The following is a 20602-nucleotide window of genomic DNA, read 5'->3' as shown; positions in this document are numbered from 1 at the left end:
GCTCCGCCTAGTGGCCGGTGTGCAACAACGTCCTCAATTTCTCCGCGAGGAGATCCCACCGCCACCGCTCCTCGACCCAGCGCCGGCCCCGCTCGCCCATGCTGCGGCGCAGCTCCGCGTCCCCCAGCAGCGCGACGATCCGGTCGGCGGCCTCCTCCGGGGAGCCGCCCCGCACGACCCAGCCGGTCTCGCCGTCGAGCACGGCGTCGGGCGCGCCGCCCGAGTCCCCCGCGACGACGGGCAGTCCGGTCGCGGACGCCTCCAGGTAGACGATCCCGAGGCCCTCCACGTCCAGGCCGCCGCGCCGGGTCCGGCAGGGCATCGCGAAGACGTCGCCCGCGCCGTAGTGCGCGGGCAGTTCGGCCCAGGGCACCGCGCCGGTGAACCGCACCGAAGCGGCCACCCCGGCCTCCCGGGCCAGCCGCCGCAGCTGCTTCTCGTACGGGCCGCCGCCCACGATCAGCAGCACCGTCTCCGGCTCCCGGGCCAGAATCCGGGGCATCGCCAGGATCAGCGTGTCCTGCCCCTTGCGCGGCACCAACCGCGAGACGCAGACGACCACCGGCCGGCCGGTGAGCCCGAGCCGGGCCCGGACCTCGTCCCCGCCGGAGCCCGGATGGAAGACCTTCTCGTCGACGCCGGGCGGCAGTTGGGCCATCCGCGCCGCCGCCGCCGGACTCAGCGCACCGGCGATCCGCGAGCGGGTGTACTCGCCGAGGTAGGTGACCGTGTCCGTGGACTCCCCGATACGGCGCAGCAGTTGGCGTGCGGCGGGCAGTTGCGCCCACCCCGCCTCGTGCCCGTGCGTGGTGGCCACCAGCCGCTCGGCGCCCGCCTTCCGCAGCGCCGGCGCCATCAGTCCCAGCGGCGCCGCCGCTCCGAACCACACGGCCGTGCACCCGTGTTCCCGCAGCAGCCCGACGGCCCTGCCGGTCACGGCGGGCGTCGGCAGCAGCATCGTGGTGGAGTCGCGTACGACGGTGAAGGGCTGCTCGGCGTCGAAGGCGGCCGTCGCCGCGAGCCCCTCCCGGCTCCGCTTCCACGTCGAGGCGTAGACGACGAGCCGGTCCGGCTCCAGCCGCAGCGCCATGTTGTGCAGAAACGCCTGGATGCCCCCGGGGCGGGGCGGGAAGTCGTTGGTCACGATCAGGGTCTTGCGCACGCGGCCGACCCTACCGGGCCCCGACACACCGCCTTGCACGGCCGCGCTTCATGGCACTCGCACAGCCCTTCGGGCAATCATGTGCCCATCGGACGGCACACGCGGAGAACAGGGGCACGAGTGGAGATCGCGGACGCGAGACGGTCCCCGGCGTTGCTGCCGGGTGCCTGGGTCCTGACCAGGGTGCTCCTGCTGCTGTTCGTCCTCAAGGTGCTCACCTTCCCGGGCCCGGACGTCACCAGCGACGTCTCGGTGATCTACCAGGGCTGGTACGAGACGCTGCGCCACGGCACGTTCCCGCTCGACGACGTCACCTGGCAGTACCCGCCAGCCGCCGCCCTCCCGATCCTCGCCCCCGCCGTGCTGGGCTTCCTGGACTACCCGACCGCCTTCTTCGTCCTCGCCTGCCTCGCCGACCTCGCCGTCCTGTGCCTGCTCCACTACGCGGGCCGCCGTCCCGGCCGGACCCCGCGCGGCGCCTGGGTGTGGGTCGCCGGCCTCCCGCTGCTCGGCCCGACCGCGTACGCGCGCTACGACGTGATGGTGACCGCGGTGGCGGTGGCCGCGGTGCTCGCCGGGACCCGGCACCCGCGCGTGATGGGCGCCCTGGCCGGCTTCGGGGCGCTGCTGAAGGTGTGGCCGGTGCTGCTGCTGGTGGGGGCCGTGCGGCGCCGGGCGTGGGGCGCGGCGGCGGTGACCGTCGCCGCACTGGCGGCCGTGTTCGCGGTGTCGATGCCCGGCGCGTTCACCTTCCTGACCTTCCAGCGCGAGCGGGGCACCGAGGTCGAGTCGCTGGGCTCCCTCGTCCTCCACTGGCTGCGCCACTCCGGCTGGAGCGGCCGGGTACAGCTCAACTACGGCTCGGTGGAGTTCCTCGGCCCCTACGTCGGCCTGGTCAGCGGCGTCGCCCTCGGCCTCACCGCGGTCGCCTTCGGCTGGCTGCTGCTGTGGCGGATGACGGCGGCGCGGTTCCTGTCGCACACCCTCGCGGACGCGGCCTTCGTGGCGGTCCTGATGTTCACTGTCACCAGCCGGGTGATCAGCCCGCAGTACATGGTCTGGCTGATCGGCCTGGCCGCCGTCTGCTCCTGCTTCCGGGGCAGCCGGATGCGGCTGCCGGTCGGTCTGGTCCTCGCGGCGTCCTTCGTGACGGTGCTGGAGTTCCCGGTCTGGTTCGCCCACGTGGTGGCCAGCGACTGGCTCGGCATCACCCTCCTCCTCGTCCGCAACGGCCTGCTGCTCGCCGCCACCGTGACCGCGGCCCGGGAGCTCTGGCGGTCCTCGGTCACCTGGGCGGACGTACCGCCGGTGCCGGCCCAGGCCACCCGCTCGAAGGCCACGTCGACGTCCGCCTGACCCGGGCCCTGTCGCGCGGACCGGCAGCCGCGCGCGGCCGGCCCGGACGGCAGTCAACTCCGTTCCCCGTCAGTCGAGTTGGGTGCGCAGATAGTCGCGCCACTGGGCGGTGAAGGTCTCCAGGTCCGTGCCGAGCACGCTCTTCAACGCGGCCTCCACCGCGCCCGGACGCGTGTGGTGCGCGCCCACCGCCCGGTAGAACCGGCTCAGCCGGTCCGCACCCCAGTGGCCGGCGATCAACCGGCAGGCCAGCCAGCCGCCCTCGTAGGCCTCGGCCAGCCGGGTGGCGTCCCCGCTGAAACCGAAGTCCCGGTCCGCGGGGAGCGCGGCCGGTCCGTCCCCGTCCGCGACCGCCCGGTACAGCTCGGGCGCGGCCTGGGCCGCCGTACGCCCGGTGCGCAGATAGCCGGTCCAGTCGGCGTAGCCCTCGGAGAGCCACAGCGGGGTCGCGGCCGAGGTGTGCGCGCGGGTGGCGACATGGGTCGTCTCGTGGGTGAGGACGACCTGCTTGCCGACGGAACCCAGGACGGCGTACGCGTCCGGGTTGACGATGATCCGGTCGGCGGGCGTCCCGGCCGAGCCGCCCACCTCCCCGGTGGTGACCGCGGCGATCCCCCGGTACGAGGACGCCGGCGCACCCAGGAGCCCCGCCATGCCCGCCAGGGAGCCCGGCACGAGGACGACGACGTGCCGGGACCAGCCGGTGCCCCAGACACCCGACACGGCCGGTACGGCGCGATCCGCGAGCGCGGCGTACCCGCGCAGTGCCGCGCCGGACTGCCCGCTGCCCAGGACGATGCCGTGCGCTCCCCGCACCACGGTCACCGCGCCCTGGTCCCACAACTGCTGGGGCGCCTGCTTCGCGGGCCGCTCGGAGTCGACGTACCACGTTCCCTGGGCGGTGCGGCTGAGGGCGAGGGTGCGGCCGACGGTGACCGGGGAGTCGTCGTAGCCCTTGAGACGGTAGTCGAGCTGGACGTCGGCGGTCGCGGTGGCGCCGGTGCGGTGCAGGCCGGTCAGCCGGTAGGACCAGGCGGACAGGGGCACCGCGCGCAGGTTCTCGTACCCGGCGCGCGCTCCGGTCCGCAGATAGGCCGGCTCGTCGTGGCGGAGGATCGCGGCCGCCCGCGCGTCGAGCACCGCCCGCACCGCCGAACGCGCGCCGTCCGTCGCGGTCGGCCCGCCGCACCCCACCGGGGAGACGAGCAGCAGAGCGAGCGCGACGAGCGCGGAGCGCGGGACCCGCCTACGACCAGCCACTTCCCGATCGTACGACCCTTCGCCGCTGCTCCGTCAGACGCGGGTGACCGACGAGACGGGCATCATGCCCACCGGGTCGTAGCGCACCGGGGCGCCGGGGTAGGGCGCGTGGATGACCCGGCCGTTGCCCACGTACATCGCGACATGGCTGGCGTCGGACCGGTAGACGACCAGGTCACCGGGTCGGGCCTGGGAGAGCGGGATGTGCCGGCCGGCGTGGCGCTGCTCCTGGGAGGTGCGCGGGAGCTGGACGCCCGCGTGCGCGTACGACCACTGCATCAGGCCCGAACAGTCGAAACCGCCGGGCCCGTTGGCGCCCCAGACGTAGGGCCGGCCCAGGGCGGCGCGGGCGGCGGCCAGGGCGGCGGCGGCCCGGCCCGAGGAGGGGACGCCGGTGCCGAGGTCGGGGACGTCGACGCGGGCGGAGCGGGAGGCGTGGTCGTAGGAGGCGCGCTCGGCGGCGGGCAGGGCGTTGAGCAGTTGCCGGGCCTTGGCGAGTTTCCGTTCGACGGTGCGCTTGTGGGAGGCGACGGCCTTGCGGCTCCGCTCCAGTTCGTCGAGGTGTCCGGCCGCCTCGGTACGTTCCTGGGCCAGCTCGCGCACGGCCTCCTGGAGCGCCTTCAGTTCGCCCGCCTGCTGGGCGGTGATCCGGTCGAGGGTGGACGCCTTCTCCAGGTAGTCGGCCGGGTCGTCGGAGAAGAGCAGCTGGATCGAGGGGTCGATACCGCCGGCCCGGTACTGGGCCCCGGCCAGTGAACCGAGCGTCTCTCGCAGGGAGTTGACCCGCTGCTGCTCCCGGGCGATCCGGTCCCGCGCGGCCCCGACCTGCCTGCGCAGCCGCCCCGCCCGTTCGTCGGCCCGGTCGAAGGCCTGGGTCGCCTGTTCGGCCTGCTGGAAGAGCCGGTCCACCTCGGCCCGGGTGTCGTCGTGCGGAGCGGCCGGCGCGGCGATGGCCGGTACGGCGCCGAGTGCCGCGGCGGCGGCGGACAGGACACAGAGCGCGGTACTGGCGCCCCGGTCGAACCCGGACGGTGCAAGGCGGCGATGGAACCCCACGGTAAGCCGCACTCCTTCCGCTGGCGGACACGGTCTGCTCCCCCGGCCCGGGTCCGACCCGGAGAGTGAGGGAAACGCGGCAGACAGTAGCGGCGTGGAGGGCCCCGGACCAAAGACCCCGCGGGACACGAAACGCGAAACCCCGCCTCTGACGCAGGTCATGGGCGGGGCGCGGGGTCACCGACGACGACTCCGATTCGCCCGTTCGGACGGTCGGGGCGGACCGGGTACGGTGCCACGGTCAGGGGGCTTCCCCTACAGGTGGGGGGAGCCCTGGAGCTCCCAGGGGCCCAGCGCCCCCTTGCCGTCCGCGTCGATGTCGTAGCGGACGGTCGAGTCCCCCGTGACCAGCGGGCCCATGTTGACGCTCATCTCCAGGCCCGTCTGGCAGCGCAGCGCTCCGCCGTCGTCGCGGTTGATGTCAGCGGTGACGTCGCAGACCGCCTTGCTGTCGACATAGTCACTTCCGCTTGAGCCCGCAGCGCGCGACTCCAGCCGGATCTCCAGGTCGAAGTTGTCGAACTTCCTGGTACTCCCCCCGCCTCCGTCCGCGAACGAGCCCGTGACGACAGCCGTGTATGTCCGGTAGTCGTTGCTCGCCGGGCTGGTCTCCTGGATGCAGACCTGGAGGTTGACGTCCGTGTCGAAACCCGGGGTGGAGAACGCCTTCGACTGCACCCCGGTGCACTTGCTGGCCACCGCGTGAGCGGTACCGGCGAACACCACCCCACAGGCACAGCAGGTTGCCGCGGCAACCGACATCGCGGCTATCCGAAACCGATGCATATGTCCCCCTCTGTCGAATACTCACCAGAAGGTATCGCGTCGGCAAAGAACTGCACAACTCCAGGTTGATTCCAGGGTTTTGACGGGGAACTAGATGCGGACGCCGAACTGGAAGGGCATGTCCGCGATCGACTCGTAGCGGACGACCGCGCCGGTGTGCGGGGCGTGCAGGACCTGACCGTTGCCCGCGTAGAGGCCGACGTGGTGGTGATCGCCGTAGAAGATGACGAGGTCACCGACCTTCAGGGCGCTCTCGCTGGAGATGATCGTGCCCGCGTTCGCCTGGGCCTCGGAGGTTCGGGGTATGGAGACGCCGGCCTGGGCGTAGGCCCAGGAGGTGAGGCCCGAGCAGTCGAAGGAGGACGGGCCGGAGGCGCCGTAGACGTACGGGGTGCCGATCACGGACTGGGCGGCGGCGAAGGCGGCGGCGGCGCGGCCGGAGGCGGAGGTGGTGCTGCCGAGGTCGACCCGGGCGGTGGAGCTGCGGCTGGCCCGCGCCTGTTCGGCGTCGAGGGCCGCCTTCTCCTTGGCCGTCAGCGTGTTGAGCAGCTTCTGGGCCGCGGCCAGCTTGGACTTGACCTCGTCCTTCTTCTTCTTCAACTCGGCGCGGGTGGCGGAGAGATCCTTGAGCTTGTCGCTCGCCTCGGCGCGCTCCTGGGCCAGTTCGCGCTGCTTCGCCTGGATCTTCTTCAGCGCTTCGACCTGCTGGCCGCTCAACTGGTCGAGCGTGGAGGCCTTGTCGAGATAGTCGTCCGGGTCCGAGGAGAGGAAGAGCTGTACCGAGGGGTCGATGCCACCGGTGCGGTACTGGGCGCTCGCCATCGAACCGAGGCTGTCCCGGAGCTTGTTGAGCTCCTCCTGGCCGCGGGCGACGTTGTCCTGGATGGTGGAGATCTCCTTCTGGAGCTTGTCCTGCTTCTCCTGGGCCCCGTCCATCTTCTCGGTGGCCTGCTCGGTCTGCTCGTAGAGGGCGTCGACCTTGGACTTGACCTCGTCCTTGCTGGGCTTCTCGCTCGGCGCGGCGTTGGCGGCCTGGGCGCTGAAAGCCACGGCGGCAGCGGCTGCGGTGGTCAGCACGGTCACGCGCGTGCGGCTCGGCTGCTTCGGTCGACGATGAGACGCCACGGAGTCGAGCTCCTTCTAGTGAGTGATCACCCGATCAAAGGTTTGAGCCCAGACCCTAGTGACCTGACCGTGATCAGTTCAAATCCTCACCGAAAAAAAGCCGTCACGCAATGCATTCTTTGCATATAACCAACGTGCAGTGATGACCAGTTGACGCTACGTTGCGTGAGGTTTCGGTCAATTGCGGCATTAAACCTGTACGTTGACCTTCACGACAGTCGCTTGAGAAGTACCGCGGAAGCCACGGGTCGCGCGCCCGCCTTGGCGATGCCGTCGGCCACCTCGCGGTCGGTCGACGCGACGATCACCGGCCGGCCCGGCGGCTCCGCCCGCACCAGCTGACGGATCAACTCGTCGGCGGTGACGCCCGGTTTGGAGAACAGCACCCGCACCCCGCGCGGCGGCGCGAGCAGCACGGGGGCGGCCAGTTCGGCCCCGTCGAAGACACAGGTGACCTCGGCACCGGTCTGCGCGGCGAGCTGCGAGAGCTGGCCCAGCAGCCTCAACCGCTGCTTCTCCAGCGGCATTTGGGGATATCCGGTCTTGGTGACGTTGTAGCCGTCGACGACCAGGTGCGCCTGCGGCAGCGCGAGCAGCTGGTCGAGGATCGCCGGATCGTTCTCGGACAGGGCGCGGGCGGCGATGTCCTTGGGGGTCATCCGCCCCGGCTCCACCGCGTCCACGGTCTCCGCCGGCCGTACCGAGACAGGCGGCAGGGCGAGCTCGCGACGGAGCCCCTGAGCCGCCTCCAGCACGGTGTCCAACAGCAGCCGTACCCGCATGTCGCCCACGCTGCGCCCCTCCCGGGCCGCCTTGCGGGCGGCCTCAAGGGCCGCCTCCGCCTCGCCGAGCCGGCCCTTGAGCCGCCGGCCCTCACTCTCGGCCGCGGAGAGCTGGCTCTGACCCTCCGCGCGCACGGTGTCCATCTCGGCCCGCGCCTTGCGCAGCGCCGCCTCGCCCCGCTTGACGTCGCTGTGGGCGGCGCGCAGCTTGCGGTGCAGCGCCTCCGCCTCCCGCTTCGCCGCGTCCAGCTCGGTGCGCAGCCGTTCGGTCTCGGAGCGGGTGGCCTCGCGGGCCCGGTCCAGCTCCCCGCGCAGCCGCTCCAGCTCGGCCCGGCTCTCCTCGTCGGCGCGCTCGGCGTCGGCCCGCTGGGCCTCCTCGCCCGCGGCGGTGACGAGCTTCACCCAGCCGGCGGGGCGCAGCACATAGGCCGCGGCCGCCACGTCGAGCGGGTCCGCGGCCGGGGGCGGCGAGCCGGAGTCGAGAGCGGCGGTCAGCTCCGGCTGGGTCTCTCTCAGCTTCTCCCCGATGCGCTGCCGGAAGAGCGGGTCGGTCTCCAGGGCGGCGGCCATCGCGTTGCCCGCGAACTTGGCGCGCCGGTTGGGGGCGAAGCGGGCGTACTGGCGCAGCTGGCCGGGCAGCTCGGCTACGGTCAGGCCGCCGAAGCCGTCGGAGACGATCTGCACGACCCGTCGGCGCACGCCGTCGGGCAGCGGACGGTCGAGCACCTCAGCGGCGCCGTCGTCCGGCCCCCCGCTCCCGGTCTCCACCATCCGTCACCCCAATATCCGTGCGGGTCCCGCTCCCGTCAGGAGCCGGCGCCCGGCCTGTCCACGAGTTCCACCTGGTCCACGGCGTTGCACCAGCGGCAGCGCACCGACTCGATGGTCTCACTGACCACCTCGCGCTCCTCGACCTTCGGCTCACCGGCCAGGTCGAGGTGGAGGTACTCCACGACCTTCGACGAGCGGGTCACGTCGAAGCGCGTGAGGTTGCCGCAGAGGGTGCAGCGCCACCGGGTCGCGGCGGTCGGCAGGGGAACCGTCATCGTGGCTGTCCGCTTTCCTTCTAGTCTCCGTGATGCACCGGATTCCCCGACGCATATGGCTCGTAACCCTACGGCCTGGGGGGCGCCCGCCGCTCGGCCGTCCAGCGCGGCGAGGCGGTATGCCCCGCCACGCCCCGGTACGCCATGCTCTGTACTCATGATCAGCAGCTGGGGAACCGTGGCCGGCCGGGTGCTCCGCAAGCCGTCGGCGCCGATGACGTACGGACTGATCGCCCTGTGCTGTCTGATCTTCGCGCTCGGCCCGGCGTCGGGGCTCGCCCCCGCGTACGGCACGGGTGACGCGCTGCTCGCCGCGGAGCGGGCGTACTTCCGGCGCTGGGGCGTGGTCCCCGCCGCGCTCCTCGACGGCGCCGCCCGGGAGGCCCTGACCCCCGTCACGGCCCTCTTCATCCACGGCAGCTGGGTCCACCTCCTGGGCAACATGCTCTTCCTCTACGTCTTCGGGGCGATGACCGAAGAACGGCTGGGCCGTGCCGAGTTCACGCTCTTCTACCTCGTCTGCGGATACCTCGCCCTGTCCGGCTACGCGGTCGCCAACGCCGGCTCCGCCCAGTCGCTGGTCGGCGCGTCCGGGGCGATCTCGGCGGTCCTCGGCGCGTTCCTGTACCTGTTCCCCAGGGCGCGGGTGACGAGCCTGCTCCCGTTCCTCTTCTTCCTGCCGCTGCGCTTCCCCGCCTGGGTCGTCCTCCCCTTCTGGGCGGCCCTCCAGTGGCTCGCGCTGGGGCAGGCGTCCCAGGGACCCGGCGTCGCCTACCTGGCCCACCTGGTGGGCTTCTCGCTGGGGTTCGGCTACGCGTGGCTGCGGTTCGGCAGGCGGAGGGGCCCGCGGGGCGGCCCCGGCGGGGCGGTGGTGGGGGACCGGCGGGCGACTAGAGTGAAGTCCGCCCCAGCTACGGCCCCCGAGGGAGAGAACCAGCCGTGATCACCGCGATCGTCCTCATCAAGACCAGCGTGGACCGGATCCCCGAGATCGCCGAGTCGATCGCCGCGCTGGAGTCCGTGAGCGAGGTGTTCTCCGTGACCGGGACCTACGACCTGATCGCGATGGTGCGGGTGCGGCAGCACGAGGACCTGGCGGAGGTCATCCCGGGGCGGATCAGCAAGATCCCCGGCGTGGAGGGGACGGACACGCACGTGGCGTTCCGGACCTACTCCCAGCACGACCTGGAGGCGGCGTTCGCGATCGGGCTCGACTCGTGAGCACCGCCTCGTGAACGCCACCTCGTGAACGCCGCCTCGTGAACGCCGCCTCGTGAACGCCGCCTCGCGGCAGGTGTCCGGTCAGACCGCCGGGACGCAACGGCCGTCCTCCGTGCGGTAGTTCCACCGCGCGCCGTCGCTCACCAGCTCCCGTACCGCCGTCACGAACCGGTCCACGTGCTCGTCCGGCGTGCCCGCGCCGAAGCTGACGCGGATCGCGTTGAGGGACTTCTCGCCGGGCGCCGCCTCGGGGGCCCCGCACTCGCCCTGGGTCTGCGGGTCGCTGCCGAGGAGGGTGCGGACCAGGGGGTGGGCGCAGAAGAGGCCGTCGCGGACGCCGATGCCGTACTCGGCGGAGAGGGCGGCGGCGAAGTGGGAGCTGTTCCAGCCCTCGACGACGAAGGAGAGCACGCCGACCCGGGGGGCGTCGTCGCCGAAGAGGGAGAGCACCTTCACCCGCGGGACCCCGGCGAGGCCGGTGCGGACCTTCTCGATCAGGTACCGCTCCCGCGCGACCAGCGTGTCGAAGCCCGCCTCGGTCAGCGCCTTGCACGCGGAGGCGATGGAGTAGGCGCCGATCACGTTGGGCGAGCCGGCCTCGTGGCGGGCCGCGCTGTCGTGCCATTCCACGTCCACTCCCCCGTCCTCGCGCCGGGTGACCCGGCGCGAGGCGCCGCCGCCCGCGAGGTAGGGGTCGGCGGCCCGGAGCCAGTCGGCGCGGCCGGCCAGCACGCCCGCGCCGAAGGGGGCGTAGAGCTTGTGGCCGGAGAAGGCGATCCAGTCGACGTCGAGGTCCTGGACGGAGACCGGGTGGTGCGGGGCCAACTGGGCGGCGTCCAGGACGATCCGGGCGCCGTGGGCGTGCGCGGCGGCGGCGAGTTCCCGTACGGGCCACAGCTCGCCGGTGACGTTCGACGCGCCGGTCACGCAGACCAGCGCCGGGCCCTGGCCCCCTGCGGTGGACACGGCGCGCCCGGCGAGGGCGCGCTCCAGGGTCTCGACGGCCTGACCGGGGGTGCGCGGGGCGTCGAGGTAGGTGACCCGGGCGTCCCGCCAGGGCAGCAGGGAGGCGTGGTGCTCGGTCTCGAAGACGAAGACCTGGCAGTCGGCGGGGAGGGCCTGGGCGAGCAGGTTGAGGGAGTCCGTGGTGGAGCGGGTGAAGATCAGCTGGTCGTCGGCGCGGCAGTCGAGGAACTCGGTGACCGTCTTCCGGGCGTTCTCGAAGAGGTCGGTGGAGAGCTGCGAGAGGTAGCCGGCGCCGCGGTGGACGCTGCCGTAGTAGGGCGCGTAGGCCGCCACGTCGTCCCAGACGCGCTGGAGGGCCGGGGCGCTGGCCGCGTAGTCGAGCGCCGCGTAGGTGACCTCGCCGCCCGTCACGAGCGGGACGGTGACATCCCGGCCCAGAACGGGCAGCGGGGAACAAACGGTCCGGTCGGTGGCAGCGGTGGTGACAGACATGGCGAACTCCCGTATGAGGCAGGCGACTTCACCGCGCGAGCGGAGACCACTCCGGCGCGGGAAAAGGTGAAAGGGGTATGCGGAGGCGGGGCTCGACGCCCTATCGCATTCGCTTGCTCACAGAGGGCTCCCTCGATACCAGGACCCCTGGTGTCTTTCGAGGGGCCCGCGCTTGCCGCGGACCTCGCTGCCCACGGCCTGGTCTTCACCCGGGGCACCCCGCCACGGACGGAGGGTTGCCGGACAGTCGGCCGGGGCCTCATGACTGTCACTCATGACCTGGTCAGAAAACGTACGTGAGGTGATCGGCGTCCCGCAACCCGTGTCCGGATCGCGGGACGCCGAGGCCCGGGCTACGCGTTGCTCGCGGCCGACCAGCGCTCCAGGGTGCGCGCGGCGGCCCCCGAGTCGATCGACTCCGCGGCCCGCTCCATCCCGGCCCGCAGCCGGTCCGCGAGCGGGCCGTCCCCGCGCTCCAACGCCACCAGCGCCGCGGCCGAGTTGAGCAGGACGGCCTCCCGGACCGGGCCGCGTTCGCCGTCCAGGAGGCGGCGGGCGACACCGGCGTTGTACTCCGGGTCGGCGCCCCGCAGGGCCTCCACCGGGACCAGTTCGAGGCCGACGTCCCGGGGGTCGAAGGTCTCCTCGGTCACCTTGCCGTCGCGGACCGTCCAGACCCGTGAGGTCGCCGTGGTCGTCAGTTCGTCGAGCCCGTCGTCCCCCCGGAACACCAGCGCCGACGCCCCCCGTTCGGCCAGCACGCCCGCGATCAGCCCCGCCATGCGCGTGTCGAAGCAGCCGACCGCCGAGGCGGTGACCCGGGCCGGGTTGGTCAGCGGGCCGAGCAGGTTGAACGCGGTCGGGATCCCGAGATCGCGCCGGACCGCGCCGACGAACCGCATCGACGGGTGGAATCTGGCCGCGAAGCAGAAGGTGATCCCGGCCTCCTGCGCCACCTGCGCCACCCGCTCCGGCGTCAGGTCGAGGTTGATGCCGAGCCGCTCCAGCACGTCGGACGAACCGCTCGCCGAGGAGGAGGCGCGGTTGCCGTGCTTGACGACCTTCGCCCCGGTGCCGGCGATCACCACCGCGGACATCGTGGAGATGTTGACCGTGCGCGCCCGGTCGCCGCCCGTACCGACGATGTCGACGGCCGGACCGGGGATCTCCAGCGGCTTCGCGTGGGCGTACATCGTCTCGACCAGGCCGGTGATCTCCTCGACGGTCTCGCCCTTGGCCCGCAGCGCCACCAGGAAGCCCGCGATCTGGGCGTCCGCGGCCTCGCCACTCATGATGCGGTCCATGGCCCAGGCGGTGTCGGCGGCGCTCAGGTTCCGGCCGGCCAGCAGCGCGCTCAGTACGTCGGGCCAGGAACGGCCCGCCGCGGTGTCGCCTCCAGCGGGGGTCACAGCGCTCATGGGGCCGCTCCTGATGGTCGTAGAAAGCAGTGGCTGCCGGAGTGACGCCGGCGCACCCGGTGAATCCGGTGCGCCCACCCTATCCAGCGCCGGGCACGGCGAAGGGCCCCCGTCCGACAACCGGACGGGGGCCCTTCGACCGTGGCGTGGCGTGCGCAGCGATCAGTGGTGGCCGTGGCCGCTGGCGATCTCCTTGTACTCCTCGACGGTGGGCTTGGGGATCTGCGACTCGTCGCCGTAGTAGGCGTTGCTGAGCTTGGCGCGCAGCTTCTCGGAGCCCTTCACCTTGCGCTCGACACCGTTCTCGTCGACGGTCGCGCCGATCTCGGCCGGCTGGTACTGCTCGTGCGCGGTGAGCGTGTGCAGCGCGTCCTGACTGAGCGGCTCGTGCACCTCGACGAACTCACCGTGCGGCAGGCGCTTGATGATGCCCGACTCGCGGCCGTGCAGCACCTTGTCCCGGTCCCGGCGCTGGAGGCCGAGGCAGACCCGCTTGGTGGCGAGGAAGACGAGCACCGGTACGACGAAGAAGCCGACCCGGACGAACCAGGTGATCGCGTTGATCGACAGGTGGAAGTGCGTGGCGAAGATGTCGTTGCCGCCGCCGATGAGCAGCACGAAGTACCACGAGATCCACGCGGCGCCGAACGCGGTGCGCGTCGGGGCGTTCCGCGGGCGGTCCAGGATGTGGTGCTCGCGCCGGTCGCCGGTGACCCAGGCCTCGATGAACGGGTAGACCGCGATCGTCACCAGGACCAGCGGGAAGATCACCAGCGGGATGAACACGCCCAGGACGAGCGTGTGGCCCCAGAAGTTGAGCTCCCAGCCCGGCATGACACGGATCAGGCCCTCGGAGAAGCCCATGTACCAGTCCGGCTGGGCGCCCGTGGACACCATGTCGGGACGGTACGGACCCATCGCCCAGATCGGGTTGATGGAGGCGATCGCCGCGATGGCCGCGATGACACCGAAGACCAGGAAGAAGAAGCCGCCGGCCTTGGCCATGTACACCGGCAGCAGGGGCATGCCGACGACGTTGTTGTTCGTCTTGCCGGGACCCGCGAACTGCGTGTGCTTGTGGTAGAAGACCAGGATCAGGTGGCCGACGACCAGACCGAGCATGATGCCCGGCAGCAGCAGGATGTGGATCGAGTAGAAGCGGGACACGAAGTCGCCGCCCGGGAACTCACCGCCGAAGAGGAAGAACGACAGGTACGTGCCGACGATCGGCACGGACAGGATCGCGCCCTCCATGAAGCGGACACCGGTGCCAGAGAGCAGGTCGTCCGGGAGCGAGTAACCGGTGAAGCCGGTGAACATGCCCAGGACGAACAGCAGGAACCCGAAGAGCCAGTTGACCTCACGGGGCTTGCGGAACGCACCCGTGAAGAACACGCGCATCATGTGCACGAACATGCCGGCGAGGAAGATCAGCGCCGCCCAGTGGTGGATCTGCCGGATCAGCAGACCACCGCGCACATCGAAGGAGATGTGCATGGTCGAGTTGAACGCCTCGGACATCAGCTGTCCCTGGAGCGGGATGTAGCTGCCGTGGTACTCCACCTCGTTCATCGACGGGTGGAAGAACAGCGTCAGGTACACACCCGTGAGGATGATGATGATGAAGCTGTAGAGGCAGACCTCGCCCAACATGAACGACCAGTGGTCGGGGAAGATCTTGCGCATGTTCGACTTGGCCAGGGAGTAGATCCCGAGCCGGCCGTCGGCCCAGTCGGCGATCTTCTCGCCGGCCGGCGCCTTCTCGCGCGAGCGCCCCGGCCCGTCGGGGCCCGAGCTGTTCGTGGTGGTGGTCGTAGTGCTCATCCGCGCTCCCAGAATGCAGGACCGACGGGCTCCTCGAAGTCGCCGAGCGCCTGGAGGTAGCCCTCGTCGCTCACGCCGATGCGCAGCTGCGGCAGGGCGTGGCCGGCGGGGCCGAAGATCACTCGGGCACCGTCGGAGAGGTCGAAGGTGGACTGGTGGCACGGGCACAGCACGTGGTGCGTCTGCTGCTCGTACAGGGAGATCGGGCAGCCCACGTGGGTGCAGATCTTCGAGTACGCCACGACGCCGTCGTGCGACCATGCGAGTTCGCGCTTGTCCTTGATGTCCTCCGGCTGGAGCCGGATGATCATCAGGGCCGCCTTGGCGATCTGCGTCTGGAAGTCCTCGTCGGTCTCCTCCAGGCCGTCGGGCTTGGCGAAGGTGAGCGAGCCGACGGCGATGTCCGAGGCGCGCAGCGGCTGGTTGGTGTTCATGTTCACCAGCAGCTTGCCCTTGGACCACATGGTGTGGCGGAGCTTGGTCCCGGGCAGCGTGCCGAGGTCGCGCAGCAGCATGACGCCGGAGAGCGGGAACAGGGCCAGCGCGCCGAACATCGTGGTGCGGATCAGCTTGCGGCGGCCGAGCGCGGACTCCTTGGCACCCTGCTTGAAGTCGGCCAGGACCTTGGCCTTGACCTCGGGGGGCGCCTCGATCGCGTGCCGCTCGTCGGCGATCTCCAGGTCGGACATGAGGGTGCGGGCCCAGTGGACCGCGCCCGCGCCGATGGCGAAGAGCGCCACACCGAGGGTCATGCCCAGCGCGAAGTTGAGCGCGCTGATGTGACCGAGCGGGAAGACGAAGATCGACTTGTCGTTCGGGATCGCCACGTACGAGACGATGAAGGCGACCGTCGCGAGCATCGACACCGTGAACAGGAAGGCGACGACGCGCTCGGACCGCTTGGCGGCCCGCTCGTCGATGTCCTGGACCCGGTGCTCGTGCGGCGGCAGACCGGGGTCCGCGAAGGGGTCGGTCTCGGCCGCGACGCTCAGCGCGCCGTGCTCCTGCTCAGCGGGCAGGTTCTTCTCTGGAATGTCTTGGCTACTCATGACTTCTTGGCCTTTGCGGTCCGAGCGGCGACCCAGACGGCGACCGCGATCAGCGCACCCAGGCCGAAGACCCAGGCGAAGAGACCCTCACTGACCGGACCGAGACCACCCAGCTCAAGGCCGCCGTTGCTCTCGGTGTCGTCACCGTTGACCGCGTTGAGGTACGCGATGATGTCCTTCTTGTTCTTCGCCGTCAGCGTGGTGTCGGGGAAGGACGGCATGTTCTGCGGGCCGGTCTGCATGGCCTCGTAGATGTGCTTGGGGGCGACGCCCTCCAGGGCCGGCGCGAACTTGCCGTGCGTCAGCGCGCCGCCCTTGCCGGTGAAGTTGTGGCACTGGGCGCAGTTGGTGCGGAACAGCTCGCCGCCCTTGGCGATGTCCGCGCCCTCCGGCCCGTACTCGTTCTTCGTCGGTACGGCGGGGCCGGCGCCCAGCGAGGCGATGTACGCCGCCAGCTGGTCGATCTGGGCCTGCGTGTAGATGACCTTCTTCTTCAGGACCTGCGGACCCGGCTGCTGGGCCGGCATACGGCCGGTGCCGACCTGGAAGTCGACGGCCGCCGCGCCCACGCCCACGAGGCTCGGGCCGTCGGTGGATCCCTGACCACCGGTGCCGTGGCAACTGGCGCAGCCGACGGAGTAGAGCTTCTGGCCCTCGTCGATGGCGAGGGACTGGGCGGACTCGTCGGCCTGCGCCTTGCTCGCGGGCGCGAACACGGCGTACAGCCCCCCAGTTGCCGCCAGCGCGAGGAGTAGGACGACGACCGCCGCCAGCGGATGGCGTCGTCGGGTGGAGAGCTTTTTCACGGATTACCCCGGTGTCAGGATCTTCTGCGTCGATGCTGCTGGAATGTGCGCTTCTGGACTGCGCGTGGGATCTGCCCCGGCTACTTGATCAAGTAGATCGTGGCGAACAGGCCGATCCAGACGACGTCGACGAAGTGCCAGTAGTAGGACACGACGATCGCCGCGGTCGCCTGCTCGTGGGTGAACCTCTTCGCCGCGTAGGTGCGTCCGAGGACGAACAGGAAGGCGATGAGGCCACCCGTCACGTGCATGCCGTGGAAACCGGTGGTCAGGTAGAACACCGAGCCGTACGGGTCGGAGGACAGGGAGAGCCCGTCCTCCTTCACCAGGTTCGTGTACTCGAAGATCTGACCGCCGATGAAGATCGCACCCATCACGAAGGTGATGATGAACCAGCCCCGGAGCTTCTTCACGTCCCCGCGCTCGGCGGCGAAGACGCCGAGCTGGCAGGTGAGGGAGGAGAGCACCAGGATCGTGGTGTTGGTCGCGGAGAACGGAAGGTTGAGATGGCTCGCCATCGCCTTCCAGTGATCCGGACCGGTCACCGATCGCAGGGTGAAGTACATCGCGAAGAGGGCCGCGAAGAACATCAGCTCGGAACTCAGCCAGATGATGGTTCCGACGCTGGTGAGGTTCGGCCGGTTGACCGACGGGTGCGCGTGCCCGGTTTCTACTGTCGTTGCTGTCGCCACGACCGACATTATGTCGGTCCCTTATCCCGCCCTCACTCCCGGGGGTGCCGTTCGGGGTGTCCGCGCTGTGTGTACTGCCCGTATGGCCCATCGCAGAGGTGTTCCCACAGCTGTTGACGGGGTGGCCGAGGGAGTAGCATCCGCCGCATCGGTCCCCTGGGTTCCCGACCAGAGCGGTGCTTCTTAGATGCGTGGAGGAACAATGCAGCCGACTGCCACGGTGCTCGTCTACAGCGATGACTCCCACACCCGCGCGCAGGTGCGGCTGGCGACCGGGCGGCGGCCCGCTCCGGATGTTCCCGCCGTCGAGTTCATCGAGTGCGCGACGCCCGCGGCGGTCGTGAAGGAGCTGGACCGCGGCGGTATCGACGTCGCCGTACTGGACGGTGAGGCGGTCCCGATGGGCGGCATGGGGCTGGCCCGTCAGGTCAAGGACGAGGTCTTCAACTGCCCGCCGGTGCTGGTGCTCATCGGCCGGCCGCAGGATGCCTGGCTGGCCACCTGGAGCCGTGCGGAGGCCGCGGTGACACTGCCGGTGGATCCGGTCGAGTTCGCCGCGGCCCTGGCCTCCCTGCTGCGCCGCAAGAGCGCGCTGAGCGCGTAGCGCCGCACATCGGCCCGGGGTCTCGCGACCCCGGGCCGACGGCGGTCGGCCGGGCCCCGGTGGGTTCACACCGACTCGGGCCGGAGGCGGGCCGTGGCCTCCGGCCGGTTGACGTCCGCCGCGCCGCCCACCAGGGCGCTGCCCGCCCGCCACGTCTTCCACTCCAGGTTCCAGTCGCCGAAGCCGTTGCCGAAGGGCTCCATCTCGTCGCCGTTGGAGTTGACGACCTTGACGACGTCACCCTGGTGGATGGTCTCGAAGAACCACTCGGCGTTGCTGGTGCTCATGCCGGTGCAGCCGTGGCTGACGTTCGCGGAGCCCTGGGAGCCCACGGACCAGGGCGCGGCGTGCACGTACTCGCCGCTCCACGTCACGCGGGTCGCGTAGTAGACGGGGAGGTCGTACGAGTCCGAGGTGCCCTCGGAGATGCCGACCGTGGTGCCGCGCATCCGTACGAAGTACTCCTTGCCCAGGACGACCTTGACGCCGTTGCGGGTCTCGTAGCCGGGCTTGCCGGTGGTGACGGGGATCTGGTTGATCTCGTCGTCGTCGCGGTAGACCGTCATCGAGTGGGAGGCGGCGTCGGTGACGGCGACGATCTTGTCGCCGATGGTCAGTTCGAGCGGCTTGGCCGCACCGCCCCACAGCCGGTCGCCGATCTTGATGCCGTCGAGGTTGCTGTGCACCCGCACGGTGGCGTGGGCGGGCCAGTACTCCTTGGGCCGGTAGTGGAGTTCCTTGTCGTCCACCCAGTGCCAGGCGCCGTCCACGGCGGGCACGGAGTCCACCTTGAGCGCCCGTTCGACGACGGCCCGCTGCGCCTTGTCCTTGACCTCCTCGCTCAGTACGGCGGTGACGGGCTGGCCCACGCCGTACGTGCCCGCGTCGGGGCCGAACGTGACGGTCAGTCGCTTCTGGGCGGTGGGTCTGGTGGTGTCGAAGACGAGGACCTTGCGGCCGGGCGCGCCGTCCTCGTTCTCGGTGCTCACCCGGACCGTGTAGTGCGCCTCGGCGGCGAGCGGGGAGGTGCTGTGCCACCGGCCGCCGTCGGCGGCGAGTTCGCCCGCCACGTAGCGTCCGGTGGCGTCCTGGGCCGTGACGTCCGTGATACGCCCGCCACCGCTCTCGGCGGTGACCTCGAGGGGCTTGTCCGGGTCGGCCTTCTTCCCCTTGCCGGAAGGGCCGTTGAACGAGATCTGCCCCGCCGCGTCGTACGGCTTGGCCGACAGCGGGTTGCCGTCGGGCCCGCAGGCGGTGACGCCCGCGCCGAGGGCGCTCACCAGCAGGGTGCAGCCGACGACGGTTCGGGTGCGCGGAGAGTGGCTCATGGGCCCACGGTATGGAGCTTCGTCAGCCTCGGCGCGTCAAGTAACCCGGACGAGGGAATGGCGTTACTGCAGAAGCGGGAGCCCGGACCCTCCTGACGGAGTGTCCGGGCTCCCGCTGGTCGAGCGCGTGCTACTGGGTGCGGTTCTCACCGTGGTAATACTCGAAGACCCAGCCCCACAGGCCGATCACGAGCAGCGGCGCCGAGAAGTACAGCAGCCACCAGCCGACCGCGATCGACAGGAAGGCCAGCGCGCCCCCGACACCGAGGGTGAGCGGCTGCCAGCTGTGCGGGCTGAAGAAGCCCACCTCGCCGGCCTCGTCCGCGACGTCGGCCTCCTTGTCGTCCTGCGCCAGCGTGTCGATCCGCCGGGCCGTGAAGCCCAGGTAGAAGCCGACCATGATGCACAGGCCGAAGGCGAGGAAGAGCGCCGTGGTGCCGGCCGGCTCCTTCGACCACACGCCGTAGACGACCGCCATGGCGAGCACGAAGATGCTCAGCCACATGAACATCCTGCCCTGGATCTTCACTTGTCGGCCTCCTTGCCGGCGGCGAGGGCCTTCTCACCGGGCGGCGTGTTCTCCAGCTGGTCGAGCGCGGCGATCTCCGGGTGGTGCAGGTCGAACGCCGGGGATTCGCTGCGGATCCGGGGCAGCGTGAGGAAGTTGTGGCGGGGCGGCGGGCAGGAGGTGGCCCACTCCAGGGAGCGGCCGTAGCCCCACGGGTCGTCGACCTCGACCTTCTCACCGTACTTGGCCGTCTTCCACACGTTGTAGAGGAACGGCAGGATCGACAGGCCGAGCAGGAACGAGCTGATCGTCGAGATCGTGTTCAGGGCGGTGAAGCCGTCGGCCGCGAGGTAGTCCGCGTAACGACGGGGCATGCCCTCGGCGCCCAGCCAGTGCTGGACCAGGAAGGTGCCGTGGAAGCCGATGAACAGCGTCCAGAAGGTGATCTTACCGAGGCGCTCGTCGAGCATCTTGCCGGTCATCTTCGGCCACCAGAAGTGGAAACCGGAGAACATCGCGAAGACGACCGTGCCGAACACCACGTAGTGGAAGTGCGCCACCACGAAGTAGGAGTCGGAGACGTGGAAGTCCATCGGCGGCGAGGCCAGGATGACGCCGGTCAGGCCACCGAAGGTGAACGTGACCAGGAAGCCGGTGGCCCAGAGCATGGGGGTCTCGAAGCTCAGTGACCCCTTCCACATGGTGCCGATCCAGTTGAAGAACTTCACGCCGGTCGGGACGGCGATGAGGAACGTCATGAAGGAGAAGAACGGCAGCAGCACTCCGCCGGTGACGTACATGTGGTGCGCCCACACCGTCACCGAGAGACCCGCGATGGAGATGGTCGCCGCGATCAGGCCCATGTAGCCGAACATCGGCTTGCGGGAGAAGACCGGGATGACCTCGGAGATGATGCCGAAGAACGGCAGCGCGATGATGTACACCTCTGGATGCCCGAAGAACCAGAACAGGTGCTGCCACAGCAACGCGCCGCCGTTGGCCGCGTCGAAGACATGTGCCCCGAACTTCCGATCCGCCTCCAGCGCGAAGAGCGCGGCGGCCAGGACGGGGAAGGCGAGCAGGACCAGCACCGCGGTCAGCAGCACGTTCCACACGAAGAT

General features: G+C 70.6%; 20 protein-coding genes and 1 riboswitch. Of the genes, 4 read left to right on the top strand and 16 right to left on the bottom strand.

What is annotated here, in order from left to right; translation table 11 throughout:
• Positions 1-7: 7 nt before the first annotated feature.
• Positions 8-1162, bottom strand: coding sequence for a glycosyltransferase family 4 protein (locus ABZT12_RS17075; protein WP_356384212.1), 1155 nt, complete (start codon positions 1160-1162; stop codon positions 8-10).
• A gap of 120 nt (positions 1163-1282) precedes the next feature.
• Here ABZT12_RS17075 and ABZT12_RS17070 point away from each other — a divergent pair, with 120 nt between their 5' ends.
• Positions 1283-2518 carry a glycosyltransferase 87 family protein gene (locus ABZT12_RS17070; RefSeq protein ID WP_356384209.1) on the top strand — a complete coding sequence of 412 codons (1236 nt, stop codon included), beginning with the start codon at positions 1283-1285 and terminating at the stop codon, positions 2516-2518.
• Between the two features lie 69 nt (positions 2519-2587).
• Here ABZT12_RS17070 and ABZT12_RS17065 read toward each other — a convergent pair whose 3' ends face one another.
• From ABZT12_RS17065 to ABZT12_RS17040, 6 genes are all read right to left on the bottom strand, one after another.
• Positions 2588-3778, bottom strand: coding sequence for a hypothetical protein (locus ABZT12_RS17065; protein ID WP_356384206.1), 1191 nt, complete (start codon positions 3776-3778; stop codon positions 2588-2590).
• Positions 3779-3811: 33 nt separating this feature from the next.
• Positions 3812-4834: an NlpC/P60 family protein gene (locus ABZT12_RS17060; RefSeq protein WP_356384203.1), complete on the bottom strand. Its 1023-nt coding sequence runs from the start codon at positions 4832-4834 to the stop codon at positions 3812-3814.
• A 255-nt stretch (positions 4835-5089) separates the two neighbouring features.
• Positions 5090-5533: a hypothetical protein gene (locus ABZT12_RS17055; protein WP_356384200.1), complete on the bottom strand. Its 444-nt coding sequence runs from the start codon at positions 5531-5533 to the stop codon at positions 5090-5092.
• Positions 5534-5710: 177 nt separating this feature from the next.
• Complete coding sequence (locus tag ABZT12_RS17050; protein ID WP_356384197.1) at positions 5711-6745, bottom strand: NlpC/P60 family protein; 1035 nt, start codon at positions 6743-6745, stop codon at positions 5711-5713.
• A gap of 209 nt (positions 6746-6954) precedes the next feature.
• The gene (locus ABZT12_RS17045) at positions 6955-8298 is read right to left on the bottom strand and encodes an NYN domain-containing protein (RefSeq protein WP_356384194.1); all 1344 of its coding nucleotides are present in this window, start codon (positions 8296-8298) and stop codon (positions 6955-6957) included.
• A 35-nt stretch (positions 8299-8333) separates the two neighbouring features.
• Positions 8334-8573, bottom strand: a complete 240-nt coding sequence (locus ABZT12_RS17040; RefSeq protein ID WP_356384191.1) for a hypothetical protein — start codon at positions 8571-8573, stop codon at positions 8334-8336.
• Positions 8574-8730: 157 nt separating this feature from the next.
• On the opposite strand from ABZT12_RS17040, the gene ABZT12_RS17035 reads away from it, so the two are divergent.
• Both ABZT12_RS17035 and ABZT12_RS17030 read left to right on the top strand, forming a co-directional pair.
• A complete protein-coding gene (locus ABZT12_RS17035; protein ID WP_356384188.1) occupies positions 8731-9516 on the top strand; it encodes a rhomboid family intramembrane serine protease in 786 nt (261 codons plus the stop codon).
• On the top strand, positions 9513-9794 hold the full coding sequence (locus ABZT12_RS17030; RefSeq protein WP_019062383.1) for an Lrp/AsnC ligand binding domain-containing protein: 282 nt from the start codon (positions 9513-9515) through the stop codon (positions 9792-9794). The genes ABZT12_RS17035 and ABZT12_RS17030 overlap by 4 nt, the downstream gene beginning before the upstream one ends.
• An 81-nt stretch (positions 9795-9875) precedes the next feature.
• Here ABZT12_RS17030 and ABZT12_RS17025 read toward each other — a convergent pair whose 3' ends face one another.
• From ABZT12_RS17025 to ABZT12_RS17000, 6 genes are all read right to left on the bottom strand, one after another.
• Positions 9876-11252 carry an aminotransferase class V-fold PLP-dependent enzyme gene (locus tag ABZT12_RS17025; protein ID WP_356384185.1) on the bottom strand — a complete coding sequence of 459 codons (1377 nt, stop codon included), beginning with the start codon at positions 11250-11252 and terminating at the stop codon, positions 9876-9878.
• Positions 11253-11415: 163 nt separating this feature from the next.
• A riboswitch (SAM riboswitch) is annotated at positions 11416-11532 on the bottom strand.
• Positions 11533-11605: 73 nt separating this feature from the next.
• Positions 11606-12670 (bottom strand): anthranilate phosphoribosyltransferase, encoded by a 1065-nt coding sequence (gene trpD, locus ABZT12_RS17020; protein WP_356384182.1) that lies wholly within the window; start codon positions 12668-12670, stop codon positions 11606-11608.
• Between the two features lie 162 nt (positions 12671-12832).
• On the bottom strand, positions 12833-14494 hold the full coding sequence (locus tag ABZT12_RS17015; protein WP_356384179.1) for a cytochrome bc complex cytochrome b subunit: 1662 nt from the start codon (positions 14492-14494) through the stop codon (positions 12833-12835).
• Complete coding sequence (locus tag ABZT12_RS17010) at positions 14491-15543, bottom strand: Rieske 2Fe-2S domain-containing protein (RefSeq protein WP_356384176.1); 1053 nt, start codon at positions 15541-15543, stop codon at positions 14491-14493. The genes ABZT12_RS17015 and ABZT12_RS17010 overlap by 4 nt, the downstream gene beginning before the upstream one ends.
• On the bottom strand, positions 15540-16349 hold the full coding sequence (locus tag ABZT12_RS17005) for a c-type cytochrome (RefSeq protein ID WP_356384173.1): 810 nt from the start codon (positions 16347-16349) through the stop codon (positions 15540-15542). The genes ABZT12_RS17010 and ABZT12_RS17005 overlap by 4 nt, the downstream gene beginning before the upstream one ends.
• 80 nt (positions 16350-16429) lie before the next feature.
• Complete coding sequence (locus ABZT12_RS17000; RefSeq protein ID WP_356384171.1) at positions 16430-17050, bottom strand: heme-copper oxidase subunit III; 621 nt, start codon at positions 17048-17050, stop codon at positions 16430-16432.
• A gap of 193 nt (positions 17051-17243) precedes the next feature.
• Between ABZT12_RS17000 and ABZT12_RS16995 the strand changes: the two genes are divergently transcribed.
• Complete coding sequence (locus ABZT12_RS16995) at positions 17244-17645, top strand: hypothetical protein (protein WP_356384168.1); 402 nt, start codon at positions 17244-17246, stop codon at positions 17643-17645.
• 65 nt (positions 17646-17710) lie between these two features.
• On the opposite strand, the gene ABZT12_RS16990 is transcribed toward ABZT12_RS16995, so the two are convergent.
• The 3 genes from ABZT12_RS16990 to ABZT12_RS16980 all read right to left on the bottom strand — a co-directional run.
• The gene (locus ABZT12_RS16990; RefSeq protein ID WP_356384165.1) at positions 17711-18973 is read right to left on the bottom strand and encodes an Ig-like domain-containing protein; all 1263 of its coding nucleotides are present in this window, start codon (positions 18971-18973) and stop codon (positions 17711-17713) included.
• A 130-nt stretch (positions 18974-19103) separates the two neighbouring features.
• Positions 19104-19502 carry a cytochrome c oxidase subunit 4 gene (locus ABZT12_RS16985; protein WP_356384162.1) on the bottom strand — a complete coding sequence of 133 codons (399 nt, stop codon included), beginning with the start codon at positions 19500-19502 and terminating at the stop codon, positions 19104-19106.
• On the bottom strand, positions 19499-20602 hold a 1104-nt coding region (locus ABZT12_RS16980), incomplete at its 5' end, for a cbb3-type cytochrome c oxidase subunit I (protein WP_356384159.1). The genes ABZT12_RS16985 and ABZT12_RS16980, both read right to left, overlap by 4 nt.

This window comes from Streptomyces sp. NPDC005423, assembly GCF_040606415.1.
Lineage (GTDB): Bacteria > Actinomycetota > Actinomycetes > Streptomycetales > Streptomycetaceae > Streptomyces.
This window is presented reverse-complemented; position numbering and strand designations above follow the sequence as displayed.

Excerpts from the sequence above, each read along its gene's own strand:
- ABZT12_RS17045 (WP_356384194.1), bottom strand. The coding sequence starts at position 8,298 with ATGGTGGAGACCGGGAGCGGGGGGCCGGACGACGGCGCCGCTGAGGTG.
- ABZT12_RS17040 (WP_356384191.1), bottom strand. The coding sequence starts at position 8,573 with ATGACGGTTCCCCTGCCGACCGCCGCGACCCGGTGGCGCTGCACCCTC.
- ABZT12_RS17035 (WP_356384188.1), top strand. The coding sequence starts at position 8,731 with ATGATCAGCAGCTGGGGAACCGTGGCCGGCCGGGTGCTCCGCAAGCCG.
- ABZT12_RS17025 (WP_356384185.1), bottom strand. The coding sequence starts at position 11,252 with ATGTCTGTCACCACCGCTGCCACCGACCGGACCGTTTGTTCCCCGCTG.
- trpD (WP_356384182.1), bottom strand. The coding sequence starts at position 12,670 with ATGAGCGCTGTGACCCCCGCTGGAGGCGACACCGCGGCGGGCCGTTCC.
- ABZT12_RS17015 (WP_356384179.1), bottom strand. The coding sequence starts at position 14,494 with ATGAGCACTACGACCACCACCACGAACAGCTCGGGCCCCGACGGGCCG.
- ABZT12_RS17010 (WP_356384176.1), bottom strand. The coding sequence starts at position 15,543 with ATGAGTAGCCAAGACATTCCAGAGAAGAACCTGCCCGCTGAGCAGGAG.
- ABZT12_RS17000 (WP_356384171.1), bottom strand. The coding sequence starts at position 17,050 with ATGTCGGTCGTGGCGACAGCAACGACAGTAGAAACCGGGCACGCGCAC.
- ABZT12_RS16995 (WP_356384168.1), top strand. The coding sequence starts at position 17,244 with ATGCAGCCGACTGCCACGGTGCTCGTCTACAGCGATGACTCCCACACC.
- ABZT12_RS16990 (WP_356384165.1), bottom strand. The coding sequence starts at position 18,973 with ATGAGCCACTCTCCGCGCACCCGAACCGTCGTCGGCTGCACCCTGCTG.